Here is a 12,495-nt window from a genome sequence, read left to right as displayed (position 1 = left end):
GTGCTCACTGCTCTTGTCCGTCCTGTGCAATGCCGTTGCCGAAGCGCATGTCACGGGCGGCGGCCACCTTGTCGGCCAGGCCGTAGATGGCGATGAACCCGTTGGAGGCGTTCTGGTCGAAGCTGTCGCCGGACTCGTAGGTGGCCAGGCTGTAGTCGTAGAGGGAGCTGTCGGAGTGACGGCCTGTGACCACGGCCCGCCCCCCGTGCATGACCATACGGATGCGGCCGGAGACATAGCGCTGGGTCTCCTCGATGAAGGCGTTCAGGGAGCGGACGGCCGGCGAGTACCACTGGGCGTCGTAGACCAGCTCGCCCCAACGCTTGTCGATGTCGCGCTTGATCCGGTGCTGTTCGCGCTCCAGGCAGCAGTTCTCCAGCTCCTGGTGGGCGGTGATCAGGGCAATGGCCCCGGGTGCCTCGTAGAGCTCGCGGGACTTGATGCCCACAAGCCTATCCTCGATCAGATCCACACGTCCGATGCCCTGGGCTCCGGCCCGGCGGTTCATCTCTTCGATGGCCTCCAGAGGCGTAACGGCCCTGCCGTCGATGCGCACGGGGATGCCCTGCTCGAAGTCGATGGTCACCTCGTCCTCGACCGGTGGGAAGGCAGGATCGTCGGTGTAGGAGTAGACATCCTTGGTGGGCCCGTTCCAGGGATCCTCCAGGTAGCCTGTCTCGATGGCCCGTCCCCAGACGTTCTGATCGATGGAATAGGGGCTCTCCTCGGTCTGCTCGATGGGCAGGTGGTGCTCCTTGGCGTAGGCGATTTCCACATCCCTCATCAGTCCCAGGTCACGGATGGGGCTGATGGCCTTCAGCGAGGGGTCGATGGACATGATGGAGACCTCGAAGCGAACCTGATCGTTGCCCTTGCCGGTGCAGCCGTGGGCTATGGTGTCGGCACCGTACTGGTGGGCCGCCTGGACCAGATGCTTGGTGATCAGCGGCCTGGAGATGGCCGATACCAGCGGGTAGACGCCCTCGTACATGGCATTGGCCTTGAGCGCCAGCATGCAGTAATCCCTGGCGAACTCGTCCCGGGCATCCACCACTACAGACTCGACGGCTCCGCAGTCCAGGGCCCGCTGGCGGATGGTCTGCAGACGCTCGCCGCCTTGCCCCACATCTAGGGAGACGGCCACCACATCCTTGCCGGTGCGCTCCTTGAGGTAGGGAATGGACACCGAGGTGTCCAGGCCGCCCGAGTAGGCCAGCACGATGCGATTGTTTTCGGTCATGGCGATCCTCTTTCCTTCTAATTTCACACTTGTCAATATTCAGTTCATGCTTTCAGCCATCATCGGGCTCTGGCATCCTCCTGGCCGGAGACGATAGTCATGAGCCAGTCGGCCCGGGATGAAGCCGATTCATCGTCTGCAGCGATGATCAGAATCGTGTCGTCCCCGGCTATGGTGCCCAGGATTCCATTGATGGGCTGGCGGTCCAGGGCAGAAGCTGCATACTGGGCAGCGCCGGCCGGGGTTCTGACCACCAGCAGGTTGCGGGCCCGGGCCACTGAGGTAATCAGCCCAGTCAGAATCTTGGCCAGGTAGGCATCGGTCTTGTTCTCCCCCTCGACCTCAGGCCCCTCTGCGGCAGCCGCCTCCATGGCCTGCTGGTCGGTGGTGGCGGGAATCCAGTAGGCCATGCTGCCGTCTGCATACCGCAACTTGGTGGCATGCAGGTCGTCCAGGTCCCGGCTCAGGGTGGCCTGGGTCACCTCAATGCCCTGATCAGCCAGCAGGGCTGACAGCTGCTGCTGGGAGTTGACCCTATGTCGGCTCAAAGCCTGACGGATGGCATCCAGCCGGGCCACCTTGGTCGTCGGACGCATCAGCACACCCCCTGCAGGAGGGATTCGTCACCCCGGGAGCGGGCCACCAGCCAGGTCATCAGGGCCTTCTGGGCGTGTAGCCGATTTTCGGCCTCGTCCCAGACCACGGACTGGGGGCCGTCAATGACCTCGGCCGTCACCTCCCGGCCCCTGTAGGCGGGCAGGCAGTGCTGGAAGAGTGCATCCGGGCGGGCATGGGCCATAAGTGCGGCGTTGACCTGATAGGGCAGGAAGGGATGGGAGCGGATGGCGTACTGGTCCTCCTCGCCCATGGAGACCCAGGTGTCGGTGAAGACGCAGTCAGCGTCCTCCACGGCCTGGACCGGATCCGTGGTGACCAGAATGGATCCGCCGTTTTCAGCAGCCAGGGTCCGCGCCTGTTCCACCAGGTTTGGATCGGGCAGGAAGCCGTTGGGTCCGGCAATCCGCACGTTCATGCCGGCTACTGCCCCGGCCAGCAGATAGGAGTTGGCCATGTTGTTGGCTGCGTCGCCCAGGTAGGCGATGGTCATGCCGGCCAGGGCGTCGACCCCGCCCCGGTGCTGTGCCAAGGTCAGGAAGTCGGCCAGAACCTGGCAGGGATGGAAGGAATCGGTCAGCGCGTTGATGACGGGCACGGTGGCATGGGCAGCCATGGTCTCCACCCGATCCTGGCCAAAGGTGCGCCAGACTATGGTGGACGTCATCCGTGTCAGCACGTTGGAGGTGTCCGCCACGGGCTCGCCACGGCCCAGCTGCGAGCCAGAGCTATCGATGACCATGGGATAGCCGCCCAGCTGGGCCACACCCACGCAGAAGCTGGTTCTGGTGCGCGTGCTGGGCTTGTCGAAGATGATGGCCACGGCCTGAGGCCCCTTATAAGGCTGAGATAAATAGGGATTTGCCCTGAAAGCCATGCCCAGTCGGAGAACCTCCAACTGCTCCTCGTGGTTGAGGTCGTCGTCACGCAGCATGTGCCGCAAACCGTTGTTCATCTCTGCCTCCCTATCGCTATGATTATGCACGTCATTGATGGCTGATCTCACTGATCATCCTGCCGCAAGCCCTTGTCCGCGAGACTGGCCGGAGCCTTGGACAGGATATCCACGGCCAGGTCGATCTGATCGGCCTGGATGATCAGGGGCGGGGCCAGACGCAGGGCATCGGGGGCCACAGCGTTGACGATCAGCCCATGGTCCAGGGCCCAAGAGGCCAGATCCCCGGCACAGGGAGCGCTCAGCTGGACCGCATCCAGCAGTCCCCTGCCTCTGACCTGGGTATAGAGGGGATTGCCACAGTCAGTAAGGCCGGCGCGCAGCCTCTCCCCCATCTGCCGCGCCCGCTCCAACAGGCCCTCCTGCTGGATGGTATCCAAGGTGGTCAGCGCCAGAGCCGATCCCAGAGGATTGCCGCCGAAGGTGGACCCGTGCATGCCCGGGGTCAGCAGACCTGACGGTCCAGGGCCGAAGGTGATCATCCCGCCCATGGGGAATCCGCCTGCCACCCCCTTGGCGAAGGTGAGCACGTCCGGGCAGGCTCCTCCGGACAGGCTCTGGTCTTGGAAGGCGAACCAGTGGCCGGTCCTGCCCATGCCGGTCTGCACCTCGTCCAGAATCATCAGGGCTCCATGCTGGCTACAGAGCTCACGCACCTGCCGAACGTAGTCAGGATTCAGCGGCAGCACCCCGGCCTCTCCCTGGATAAGCCCCAGAATGACGGCAGCCACCGGCTCTTCTGAGGTCTCCCCCTGTGCAAAGGCCTTCTCTATAGCTTCGCCATCTTCTGCCGGCAGGAAGCCCATACCCGGGACCAGGGGCTGGAAGGGCTCACGGATGGCCGGCTTCCATGTCAGACTCAAGGATCCCATGCTGCGGCCGTGGAAACTATGGGTCAGCGCCATGATACGGCCGGGATGCCCGCCCAAGTGAGCGCCATGCAGCCTGGCCAGCTTGATAGCCGCCTCATTGGCCTCGGTTCCCGAGTTGGCGAAGAAGACGCGGGATCCCTCCGGTGCCTGAGCCAGGTCCAGCAGTCGTTCGGCCAGCTCGATCTGAGGCTGGGAGGCGAAGAAGTTGCTGATGTGGGCCATCTTTCCGGCCTGCTCTGCCAATGCCTTGTTCCAGGCAGGATGGGCGTAACCGAGGGCATTGACCGCGATGCCGGCCATCATGTCCAGATAGCGGTTGCCGTCCAGGTCCCAGATCCAGGCGCCTCGACCATGGTCCATGACCCTGCCCGGCCGACCGAAGACCTGCATGTGGACGCGGTCATAGCGGTCTGCCCATTGACTGCTCTGCGGCCCCTCGGGAGTTCTCATAGGTGCATCAGTCTTCGTCATGGCTCCTCCTCATGATCATGTCCTTGCCCGGTACGACCACCGTGCCGATGCCGTTGCGGGTGAAGATCTCGTTGAGCATGGAATGCGGCCGCCGCCCGTCGATGACGTGGGCCTCGCCCACCCCGGAGCGCACGGCCTGCAGGCAGGCCTCCATCTTGGGGCGCATCCCCTCATGCATGTCCTCCAGCATGTCCTCAAGATGGTCCACCCCGATGCTGGAGACCAGGGAGTCGGCCTGGGGCCAGTTGGCATACAGGCCCTCCACGTCGGTGAGGATGACCAGTTTCCGGGCCCCCAAAGCTACTGCCAGAGCGGATGCGGCCGCATCGGCATTCACGTTGAGCACCTGGGTGGGATCCTGCTCGTCAGGAGCCACAGAGGAGACGACGGGAATTCGCCCGGCATCGATCAGGTCTTCGACGGCCGAGGCATCCACGCCCACGACCTCGCCCACCAGGCCCAAATCAACCGGCTGACCATCCGCCATGCCGGTACGGCGGGCTGCACTGAACAGGCCAGCATCCTCACCCGACAGGCCTACAGCCATGGGACCGTGGGCATTGATGGCCCCGACCAGATCCCTGCCCACCTGTCCGGTCAGCACCATACGAACCACCTTCATGGTCTCCGATGTGGTCACCCGTAGGCCGCCGCGGAAGACCGAGGGGATGCCCAGGGCCTGGAGCATGCTGGAGATTTGCGGGCCGCCGCCGTGCACCACCACCGGATGCATGCCCACCTGCCTCAGGAAGACCATGTCTTGGGCAAAGCACTGCCGCAGATGGTCGTCCACCATGGCATGGCCACCGTATTTGACTACGATCCGCTGGCCGGCGAACTCCTCCAGCCAGGGCAGGGCCTCGATGAGCACCTGGGCCTTGCGGGCGTCGTCCAAGGCCTTTTCAGCTTCGGCTTCCTGCTCGTCATCCGCCATCCTCTTCCCTTCCTTATGACCATCTTCCGATTGCTGCAGCTCTTGGCAGCGCGCCTGATCGGTCTTCCCATCAGGTGTGGTAGTCGGCATTGATGGTCACGTATTCGTGGGTCAGATCATCGGTCCATACCGTGGCCTGGCTGTCACCATGACCAAGGTCGATATCGATATGGACCTCTGGGACATGCAGGTCGACCAGCTCCGGGTCCTGGCCGGGACGGCCGCCCCGGCAAACCTTGATGCCGTTGAAGCTGACATCCACATGGGCCGGGTCATAGGCCGCCGTCGAAACCGGCACGGTGCCCAGGGAGGACACCACTCGGCCCCAGTTGGGATCCTCGCCGGCCACCGCGCACTTGAGCAGTGTTGAGCCGGAGACCGCCCGGGCGCAGGCAAGGGCTGCATCCTCACTCTCGGCACCATCCACCCGGATACGGATCCGATGCCTACTGCCCTCGCCGTCGGCCACAATCCGATGGGCCAGATCCGCGCAGGCCTGACCCAGCTTCTCCTGGAACTGGTCGGGATCAGGCCGCACACCAGAGGCCCCGGAGGCCATCAGCAGGACGGTGTCGTTGGTGGACATGCACCCGTCCACGTCGATCCGGTTGAAGCTGAGCTGGCAAGCTTCCGACAAGGCTTGGAGTGCCTCTTCCGGCTCCAGAATGGCATCGGCGGTGATTACACAGATCATAGTGGCCAACTGCGGGGCGATCATCCCGGAACCCTTGACCATGCCGCCCAGCCGCCAGCCGGATCCGTCCACAGCCACGGTCTTGGTGCAGGTGTCGGTGGTCAATATGGCCTTGGCGGCCTCTTCGCCGGCCTCCTGACTGGCCGACAAATCCTGGGCAGCCTGGTCAATGCCGGTCAATATGGAATCCAGATGCAGCAGATGGCCGATGATCCCGGTGGAGCAGACAGCAACTCGATCAGCGGGCAGACCCAGTTGCTCTCCTGTCCGCTCAGCCATGGCCCTGGCCTGGTCCAGGCCCTCGGGACCAGTGCAGGCGTTGGCATTGCCGGAGTTGATGACCACGGCTCCAGCATGGCCTTCTTCAAGGATTCGGCTGGTCCAGATGACCGGAGCGGCCCGGAAACGATTAGGGGTAAAGACCCCAACAGCCGTGTCCATGGGTCCGCTGTTGACGACCAAGGCCAGGTTTCGGCGCTGTGGACCTCCCGGACGATGGGCGATGGCGGTGCCAGTCCGGAAGCCTGCAGGGTAGGTGATGCTCATGGTGCCACTCCTATGGTTGTCAATCCGGTCTCCTCGGGCAGGCCCAGGGCCAGATTTACGGCCTGGAGGGCCTGGCCTGCGGTGCCCCGGGTCAGGTTGTCGATGGCGGCGAAAGCGTAGAGGCGGTCGGCGCGCTGGTCCACAGCGACCTGGACCTGGGCCCGGTTGGAGCCGTACACGTCGGCCGTGGAGGGGAGCCTGCCCTCGGGGAGCAGATCGACGAACTGCTCCTGGGCATAGATCTCTTCCCAAACGGCACGAATATCAGCCATCCCCATGCTCCGTCCACGCTCGCTTAGCTTGGCCGAGACCACAGCCAGAATCCCCCTTGACATGGGGACCAGTATGGGGGTCAGCCCCAAACTGATGGGCTGTTTCCCAAGACCTCCGAGGTTCGGATCCGCAGCTGCGGCCTTACGCAGGTTCTGCAGAATCTCAGGGATATGCCGGTGGGTGCCGCCGACCGAATAGGGATGGGCTGAATTGATGGCCTGGGCTGCCAGTAGATCCATTCTGCCGCTTGAGCGTCCGGCACCCGAATAGCCGACTGCCAGGTCAGCAACCAGATCATTGGTCTGCACCAGTCCGGCGGCCAAAGCAGGCTGGAAGGCCAGGGTGACTGCCGTGACATTGCAGCCGGGACCAGCGATCCGCCGGGTCTGCCCAAGCAACTGACGCTGACGACCGCCACCAGGATTGAGCAGCTCAGGCATCCCGTAGGTCCACGGGCTTGAGAAAGGTCCGCCATAATAGTCTTGCCAGTCCTCCGGATTCTCCAGCCGGTGATCAGCGCCCAGGTCGACCATCAGCGATTGCGGATCCAGCTGCTCGGCCAAGGGACCCGAAGCCCCGTGAGGCAGGGCCAGAACCACCAGATCATGGCCGGCCAAAATCTCCGGCTTCGTATCCTGAATCTGCAGCGAGGCCAGCGAATCCGGAAGGTTGGGCGAGAACTCCCCCAACAGTCGACCAGCGGAGCCGTGACCGGTGACCGTGCATACCTGAAAGGCTGGATGCGCTGCCAATAGACGGATCATTTCCGAGCCGGCATACCCCGAAGCTCCCGCTACAACCACCGTGTATTGCCGCATGAGTGCTCCCTTCATCGGGCACCATCATACATACTCATGCAGTAAAACGCATATTTATACAATTCGGCGTGTCGCTATGCACATGCTATAGCTGCGCGACGCTGTCACCTATGCGAAGGGATCATAACCGGAATCTCGGTTTCGGATGTATTCTATTTGCGTACTGGCCCTGTCCGCAGCCTCGGGCCCGCATGTGTCCTCCACAAAGGCCAGTGCCATGTCAATACCGGCCGAGATACCCGAAGAAGTACGAAACTTGCCATCGACCACCCAACGGGCATCCTTGACCCAGTTCACACGCTTCCCCGTACTGACGACCCAGTCAAAGGCCAAGTCATTGGAGGTCGCACGCCGACCGTCGAACACACCGGCGGCAGCCAAGAGAGCCGATCCTGTGCAGACCGTCATTACCTGGGGCGACTGGGCGGCCAGGCTTGCCAACTGCCCAATCCATCGGTCGTTTCCAACCAGAGTTCGCGTGCCGGACCCGCCAGGTATCAGCAAAACTCCCTTGGGATCGATCGCTTCGGGTCCTACAGCTTCGACCCTGACACCGCCCTCCCCGACTTTCACTCCAGGGCCCTCCAAGGAGAAAAGTCGCACCCGGGCGCCATCAGTATTGATGAAAACCTCAAAGGGGCCGAAAACATCCAAGGGCGCAAACCCGTCGAATACGACAATATTGATATCCAAACCCATCTGAATGACCCCCTGCTTAGATCTCAGGCGCTGACACCGTCCCCGCCTGAGCCGCCGCCCCCCGTCGAGGGCGACGGCACCATCTGTTGGTAGAAGTCGTTCAGGGAGACCCCGTTGACCAGAAGCCAGATCCAGGCCAAGGTAAAGAGCAGGTTGATGATCAGGGCAGCCATGGCCAGCCCATAGCCCTTCATATGCAGTCGGCGGGTCCGATACATGGAAACGCCGCCGAGCAAAGCGGGAATCACAGGCATGGGCAGGAAGAGGGCCATAAGGAAGGCAATGATGGCGCAGGGATCCCAGTGGCCGTAGACCGGATTTTGGGAGGGGTCGTTCAGATCGGGCATGCCCTGGGGAAGCCATCCTGGCGCACCGGGACGGGCCTGAGGATTGCCAGGATTTCCGCCGCGGCCGGGACCCGACTGCCCCGCCATGGGCATGGGCCTATTGGCGGGGTTGTCCTGGGACGAATCGGATTCCTTGGCCTTGGGTTCGGGGTCTGGGCGACCGTAGATGTACGGATTCCATCCTGGATAACGATCGGCGCGCGCGCCGTACAAGGGCTGGTCGCCCCCATCATGATCCTGGCGGTCGGGTCCACCGGCTGTGCCCTGTTCTTGAGAATCCGTCATGTCCCTCGGTCCCCTTGATGCCCGGTCAGGCACGCAGCACGGCGCCCAGACCTGCAGTCCTGTCAACGATGGCCTGGCGCAGGGATTCGCTGTCCTCGGACGTCAAGGTGCGGTCCGGGGCGCGGAAGGTGACTGCGAAGGCCAGCGATTTTGCATGCTCACCGATCTGATCGCCAGTGAAAACGTCGAACAGCTCGATGGATTCAAGACTAGACCCAGCCGCTTCTCTGATGGCGGAAGTCAGGTCGGCTGCCGAGACCGTGTCCGGCACGGTGAAGGCCAGATCCTGACGGACCGGCGGGAAGGTCGACACGGGCTTGGCCTGCAGGGGGGTGTAGTCCAAATGGTCCAGCACCATGTCCATACTCAGCTCGAAGGCGGCCGAGTGGGCAGGGAAGCCCAGAGCCTGATCAACCCGAGGATGCAACTCGCCCACCATGCCGACAAGCGTGCCGTCATCCAGGACCAGCCTGGCGGTACGGCCCGGATGCCACTGATCGGGCACCTGCTCGGCCGAGGGCTGCTCAAGCCGATAATGCGCTCCCAGCCTATCCAGGACACGCCGAGCGGATTCGACTGCATCGGTCCAGTCCACATCCCTGCTGTCCTTGAGCCAGCCGTCCTCCTGGGCACGGCCGGTCAGCAAGGCCGCCACATGCAGCCGTTGCTCTGGCAGACCCTGGTCCAGGCGGGCCAGATCCTCGTCGCTGGGCCGCACACCGCCCGGAAGGGTGGGCACCGCAGGAGCCTTGGGATCGCGACGGAAGACATAGCCGATCTCGAAGAGACGCACATCCGTGTTGCCACGTCGCAGGTTGCGCTCCACGGTGTTGGCCAGCGGCAGCAGCAGGCTCTGGCGCAGGTAGGGCCTGTCAGCGGCCATGGGGTTGGCGAGTTCCACGCTGTTGACATGGGCCTCATCAGGATCCATGCCGAAGGCCTTGAAATCATTGTTACCGACGAACGGGTAGCCCAGAACCTCGGTCAGTCCATACTCGGCCAGGGTGTCAGCCACCCAACGGCGGCGCTGCTGGCGATCGGTCAGACCAACCGCTCCGGACACCTTGGGTGATGGCACGGTGACGGGAATGCGGTCATAACCCACCAGACGGGCCACCTCCTCGACCAGGTCGCAGCCCTCACCCAGGTCGGGCCTCCAGGTTGGAGGAGTCACCGACAGCCGATCTTGAGGATCGCCCTGGACAGTACAGCCGATATCACGCAGAATGGCCACGATGCGCTGGGGCTCCACCTCCAGTCCGGTCAGACGTGCCACCTCGCTGACGGCAAAGTCGATGACCGGCATGGGCTTGGTCTGATCCATATCCAGCGGAGCATCCAGGTCCTGCCCACCGGCAAGGCGATGCAGCAGGTCAGCGGCCATGGCTGCGGCGGCTGGCTGCATCTGCGGATCGACCCCGCGCTCAAAGCGCTTGGAGGCCTCCGAGGGCAGCTTGTGGCGACGGGCGGTCCGGGCGATGGTCACCTGGTCGAAGTGAGCGGACTCAATCAGAATGTTCTTCGTCTGATCGGTCACTTCTCCGTACAGACCGCCCATGACGCCGGCCAGACCCAGAATGCGAGATCCCTCTTGCCCCTGGGGCGAGTCGGTGATGAGCAGATCCTCGGTGCTGAGCTCGCGATCCTTGCCATCCAGAGTGGTCAGGTGCTCGCCCTGCCTGGCCCTGCGCACCACGATAGGCCCGCTGAGCTTGTCCAGGTCGTAGGCGTGCAGGGGCTGGCCCAGATCCAGCATGACGTAGTTGGTGATGTCCACCGGCAGGCTGATGGAGCGCATGCCGGCCCGAACCAGCCGACGACGCATCCAGCTGGGAGTCGCCGCCTTGGGGTCGCACCCGGTCAAGGCACGCAGGTAGTACCGATCACAGCCTGGCTGACCGTGAATAGGATTCTCATCCTGAACGCGCACGGCCAGCGGTGCCTGATCCTCCTGGGCTGCCGAGGCCGGCACCGTCTTGTTCAGTTCAATCACCGGATCCGTGTACTCGGCGCCCGTGGAGTGGTGGTATTCGCGGGCAACCCCCCGGTAGGAGAAGGCGTAGCCACGGTCAGGGGTGATGTTGATCTCAAGCACGGGCGTATTCATATGCAGGAGGCTCATGGCATCGTCACCAGGCTTGAGCTGCTCGTACTGCTCGGGGGTGAACCCGTAGTTGCGTAGCAGGATGATGCCCTGATGGTCCGAACCCAGTCCCAGCTCACGCTCGGAGGCGCACATGCCGTCCGAGATATGACCGTAGGTCTTGCGTGGTTCGATGCGGAAGTCACCGGGCAGGACGGCCCCTGGCAGAGTTACCACCACCTTCTCACCCGCAGCCATGTTGGGGGCCCCGCAGACGATGCCACGCGGCACCTTGCGACCCTGGTCGTCCACGGCGTTGTACTGCTCGCCCACATCAACATGACACCAGTTGATGGTCTTGCCGTTCTTCTGAGGCTCAGGCTCGGCATCCACCACATAGCCGACTACGATTGGGCCGGTCACAGTGGACTGGTGGATGTCCTCTTCCTCCAGTCCGACCCGAACCAGGTCCTTGGCCAGCTGTTCATAGGTCAGATCCTCAGGGACCTGCACATGCTCCTTGAGCCAGTCGATATCTACCATTGGCATCTGACAGTCACTCCCCCATCTCGAACTGCTGGCTGAACCGCACGTCGCCTTCGACCAGGTCGTGCATATCGTTGATGTCGTGGCGCAGGAGCAGGGTGCGCTCCATGCCCACACCGAAGGCGAAGCCTGAGTAGCGCTGCGGATCCACGCCGGCTGATCTCAGAACGTTGGGGTTGACCATGCCGCAGCCTCCCCATTCAATCCATCCGGGGCCGCCCTTCTTGTCAGGGAACCAGAGATCCATCTCGGCGCTGGGCTCGGTGAAGGGGAAGTACGAGGGCCGTAGTCTGGTCCGGGCCTCAGGACCGAACATGGCCACAGCGAGCTTGTCCAGGGTGCCCTTGAGGTCGGCCATAGTCAGGTGTTCATCGACGGCGATGGCCTCGCACTGATGGAAGACCGGGGTGTGGGTGGCATCCAGTTCATCGGTGCGGAAGACCCTGCCCGTGCAGGCCACGTAAAGCGGTACACCGCGGGTTATCAGGGAACGGGCTTGATCGGGCGAGGTATGGGTGCGCATGACCATGTTGGAGCCGACGAAGCCGGCGGCGTCCCTGGCCTGGCTGCCCTTGACGTAGAAGGTGTCCTGCATCTGACGGGCAGGATGGTCAGGGCCGAAGTTGAGCGCATCGAAGTTGTACCATTCGGCTTCCAGCTCGGGGCCCTGGGCGATACTCCAACCCATGGAGACGAAGAAATCCTCCACGTCCTCCATGAGCTTGGACAGCGGATGACGTGCGCCCTGAGGTTTACGCTCGACCGGAAGGGTCATATCCACCTGCTCGGCAGCAAGGCGGCGGGACTCCTCCTCCTGGCGCAACTGCCGCTCCTTGAGCCCGTAGGCGCGGCCGAAGTCAGCCTTGAGCTTGCCCGCTAAACGGCCGGCGGTCTTCTTCTGATCCGCTGGCAGCCTTCCGATGATCCGGCCGGATCCGGCCAGGGCTGAACCTGTCCCTGCATACTTGGCCTTGATCGCCTTGAGTTCTTCCAGATCGGAGGCTTCGCGAATCCTGCCGATGCCCTCGTTGACCTCGTCGGTCATCGCCGCGGGGTCGAATTCTTCCTGTGCCACCATGGACCTTTCCACTGTTGCCAATGCCGTGTCCGGGCCGCA

11 protein-coding genes are annotated in these 12,495 nt (G+C 63.3%); all 11 read right to left on the bottom strand.

Translation table 11 applies throughout. The features are described 5' to 3' along the window. Nucleotides 1-4 precede the first annotated feature (4 nt). On the bottom strand, nt 5-1,240 hold the full coding sequence (locus tag J3T93_RS02380) for an argininosuccinate synthase (protein ID WP_024626517.1): 1,236 nt from the start codon (nt 1,238-1,240) through the stop codon (nt 5-7). A gap of 59 nt (nt 1,241-1,299) precedes the next feature. After that, the gene (locus J3T93_RS02375) at nt 1,300-1,836 is read right to left on the bottom strand and encodes an arginine repressor (RefSeq protein ID WP_267399726.1); all 537 of its coding nucleotides are present in this window, start codon (nt 1,834-1,836) and stop codon (nt 1,300-1,302) included. Next, on the bottom strand, nt 1,836-2,810 hold the full coding sequence (gene argF, locus J3T93_RS02370; RefSeq protein WP_267430393.1) for an ornithine carbamoyltransferase: 975 nt from the start codon (nt 2,808-2,810) through the stop codon (nt 1,836-1,838). Before argF ends, J3T93_RS02375 begins: the two co-directional genes overlap by 1 nt. A 47-nt stretch (nt 2,811-2,857) precedes the next feature. After that, entirely contained in the window at nt 2,858-4,153 is a 1,296-nt protein-coding gene (locus tag J3T93_RS02365; protein WP_416378811.1) for an acetylornithine transaminase, read from the bottom strand. Beyond that, the gene (argB, locus tag J3T93_RS02360; protein WP_267430392.1) at nt 4,140-5,087 is read right to left on the bottom strand and encodes an acetylglutamate kinase; all 948 of its coding nucleotides are present in this window, start codon (nt 5,085-5,087) and stop codon (nt 4,140-4,142) included. Before argB ends, J3T93_RS02365 begins: the two co-directional genes overlap by 14 nt. Before the next feature lie 70 nt (nt 5,088-5,157). Then, nucleotides 5,158-6,327: a bifunctional glutamate N-acetyltransferase/amino-acid acetyltransferase ArgJ gene (argJ, locus tag J3T93_RS02355; protein WP_267430391.1), complete on the bottom strand. Its 1,170-nt coding sequence runs from the start codon at nt 6,325-6,327 to the stop codon at nt 5,158-5,160. Then, nucleotides 6,324-7,418 carry an N-acetyl-gamma-glutamyl-phosphate reductase gene (gene argC / locus J3T93_RS02350; RefSeq protein ID WP_267430390.1) on the bottom strand — a complete coding sequence of 365 codons (1,095 nt, stop codon included), beginning with the start codon at nt 7,416-7,418 and terminating at the stop codon, nt 6,324-6,326. The genes argJ and argC overlap by 4 nt, the downstream gene beginning before the upstream one ends. A 108-nt stretch (nt 7,419-7,526) precedes the next feature. Further along, nucleotides 7,527-8,117, bottom strand: coding sequence for a DJ-1/PfpI family protein (locus J3T93_RS02345; RefSeq protein WP_267430389.1), 591 nt, complete (start codon nt 8,115-8,117; stop codon nt 7,527-7,529). Between the two features lie 23 nt (nt 8,118-8,140). Then, nucleotides 8,141-8,749, bottom strand: coding sequence for a DUF4190 domain-containing protein (locus tag J3T93_RS02340; RefSeq protein ID WP_267430388.1), 609 nt, complete (start codon nt 8,747-8,749; stop codon nt 8,141-8,143). A gap of 25 nt (nt 8,750-8,774) precedes the next feature. After that, nucleotides 8,775-11,381 carry a phenylalanine--tRNA ligase subunit beta gene (gene pheT / locus J3T93_RS02335; RefSeq protein WP_267430387.1) on the bottom strand — a complete coding sequence of 869 codons (2,607 nt, stop codon included), beginning with the start codon at nt 11,379-11,381 and terminating at the stop codon, nt 8,775-8,777. A gap of 7 nt (nt 11,382-11,388) precedes the next feature. Continuing rightward, entirely contained in the window at nt 11,389-12,456 is a 1,068-nt protein-coding gene (gene pheS, locus J3T93_RS02330) for a phenylalanine--tRNA ligase subunit alpha (RefSeq protein ID WP_267399717.1), read from the bottom strand. Nucleotides 12,457-12,495: the final 39 nt, after the last annotated feature.

Origin of the sequence: Bifidobacterium sp. B4111 (assembly GCF_026537235.1) — a bacterium.
In the GTDB taxonomy this organism is placed as follows: Bacteria; Actinomycetota; Actinomycetes; order Actinomycetales; family Bifidobacteriaceae; genus Bombiscardovia.
Note: the sequence above shows the minus strand (reverse complement) of the source record. Positions and strands in the feature narration are given on the sequence as shown.

Bases quoted from the DNA above. Each gene is read 5' to 3' on its own strand.
- J3T93_RS02380 (WP_024626517.1), bottom strand. From the start codon at position 1,240: ATGACCGAAAACAATCGCATCGTGCTGGCCTACTCGGGCGGCCTGGAC.
- J3T93_RS02375 (WP_267399726.1), bottom strand. From the start codon at position 1,836: ATGCGTCCGACGACCAAGGTGGCCCGGCTGGATGCCATCCGTCAGGCT.
- argF (WP_267430393.1), bottom strand. From the start codon at position 2,810: ATGAACAACGGTTTGCGGCACATGCTGCGTGACGACGACCTCAACCAC.
- J3T93_RS02365 (WP_416378811.1), bottom strand. From the start codon at position 4,153: ATGACGAAGACTGATGCACCTATGAGAACTCCCGAGGGGCCGCAGAGC.
- argB (WP_267430392.1), bottom strand. From the start codon at position 5,087: ATGGCGGATGACGAGCAGGAAGCCGAAGCTGAAAAGGCCTTGGACGAC.
- argJ (WP_267430391.1), bottom strand. From the start codon at position 6,327: ATGAGCATCACCTACCCTGCAGGCTTCCGGACTGGCACCGCCATCGCC.
- argC (WP_267430390.1), bottom strand. From the start codon at position 7,418: ATGCGGCAATACACGGTGGTTGTAGCGGGAGCTTCGGGGTATGCCGGC.
- J3T93_RS02345 (WP_267430389.1), bottom strand. From the start codon at position 8,117: ATGGGTTTGGATATCAATATTGTCGTATTCGACGGGTTTGCGCCCTTG.
- J3T93_RS02340 (WP_267430388.1), bottom strand. From the start codon at position 8,749: ATGACGGATTCTCAAGAACAGGGCACAGCCGGTGGACCCGACCGCCAG.
- pheT (WP_267430387.1), bottom strand. From the start codon at position 11,381: ATGCCAATGGTAGATATCGACTGGCTCAAGGAGCATGTGCAGGTCCCT.
- pheS (WP_267399717.1), bottom strand. From the start codon at position 12,456: ATGGTGGCACAGGAAGAATTCGACCCCGCGGCGATGACCGACGAGGTC.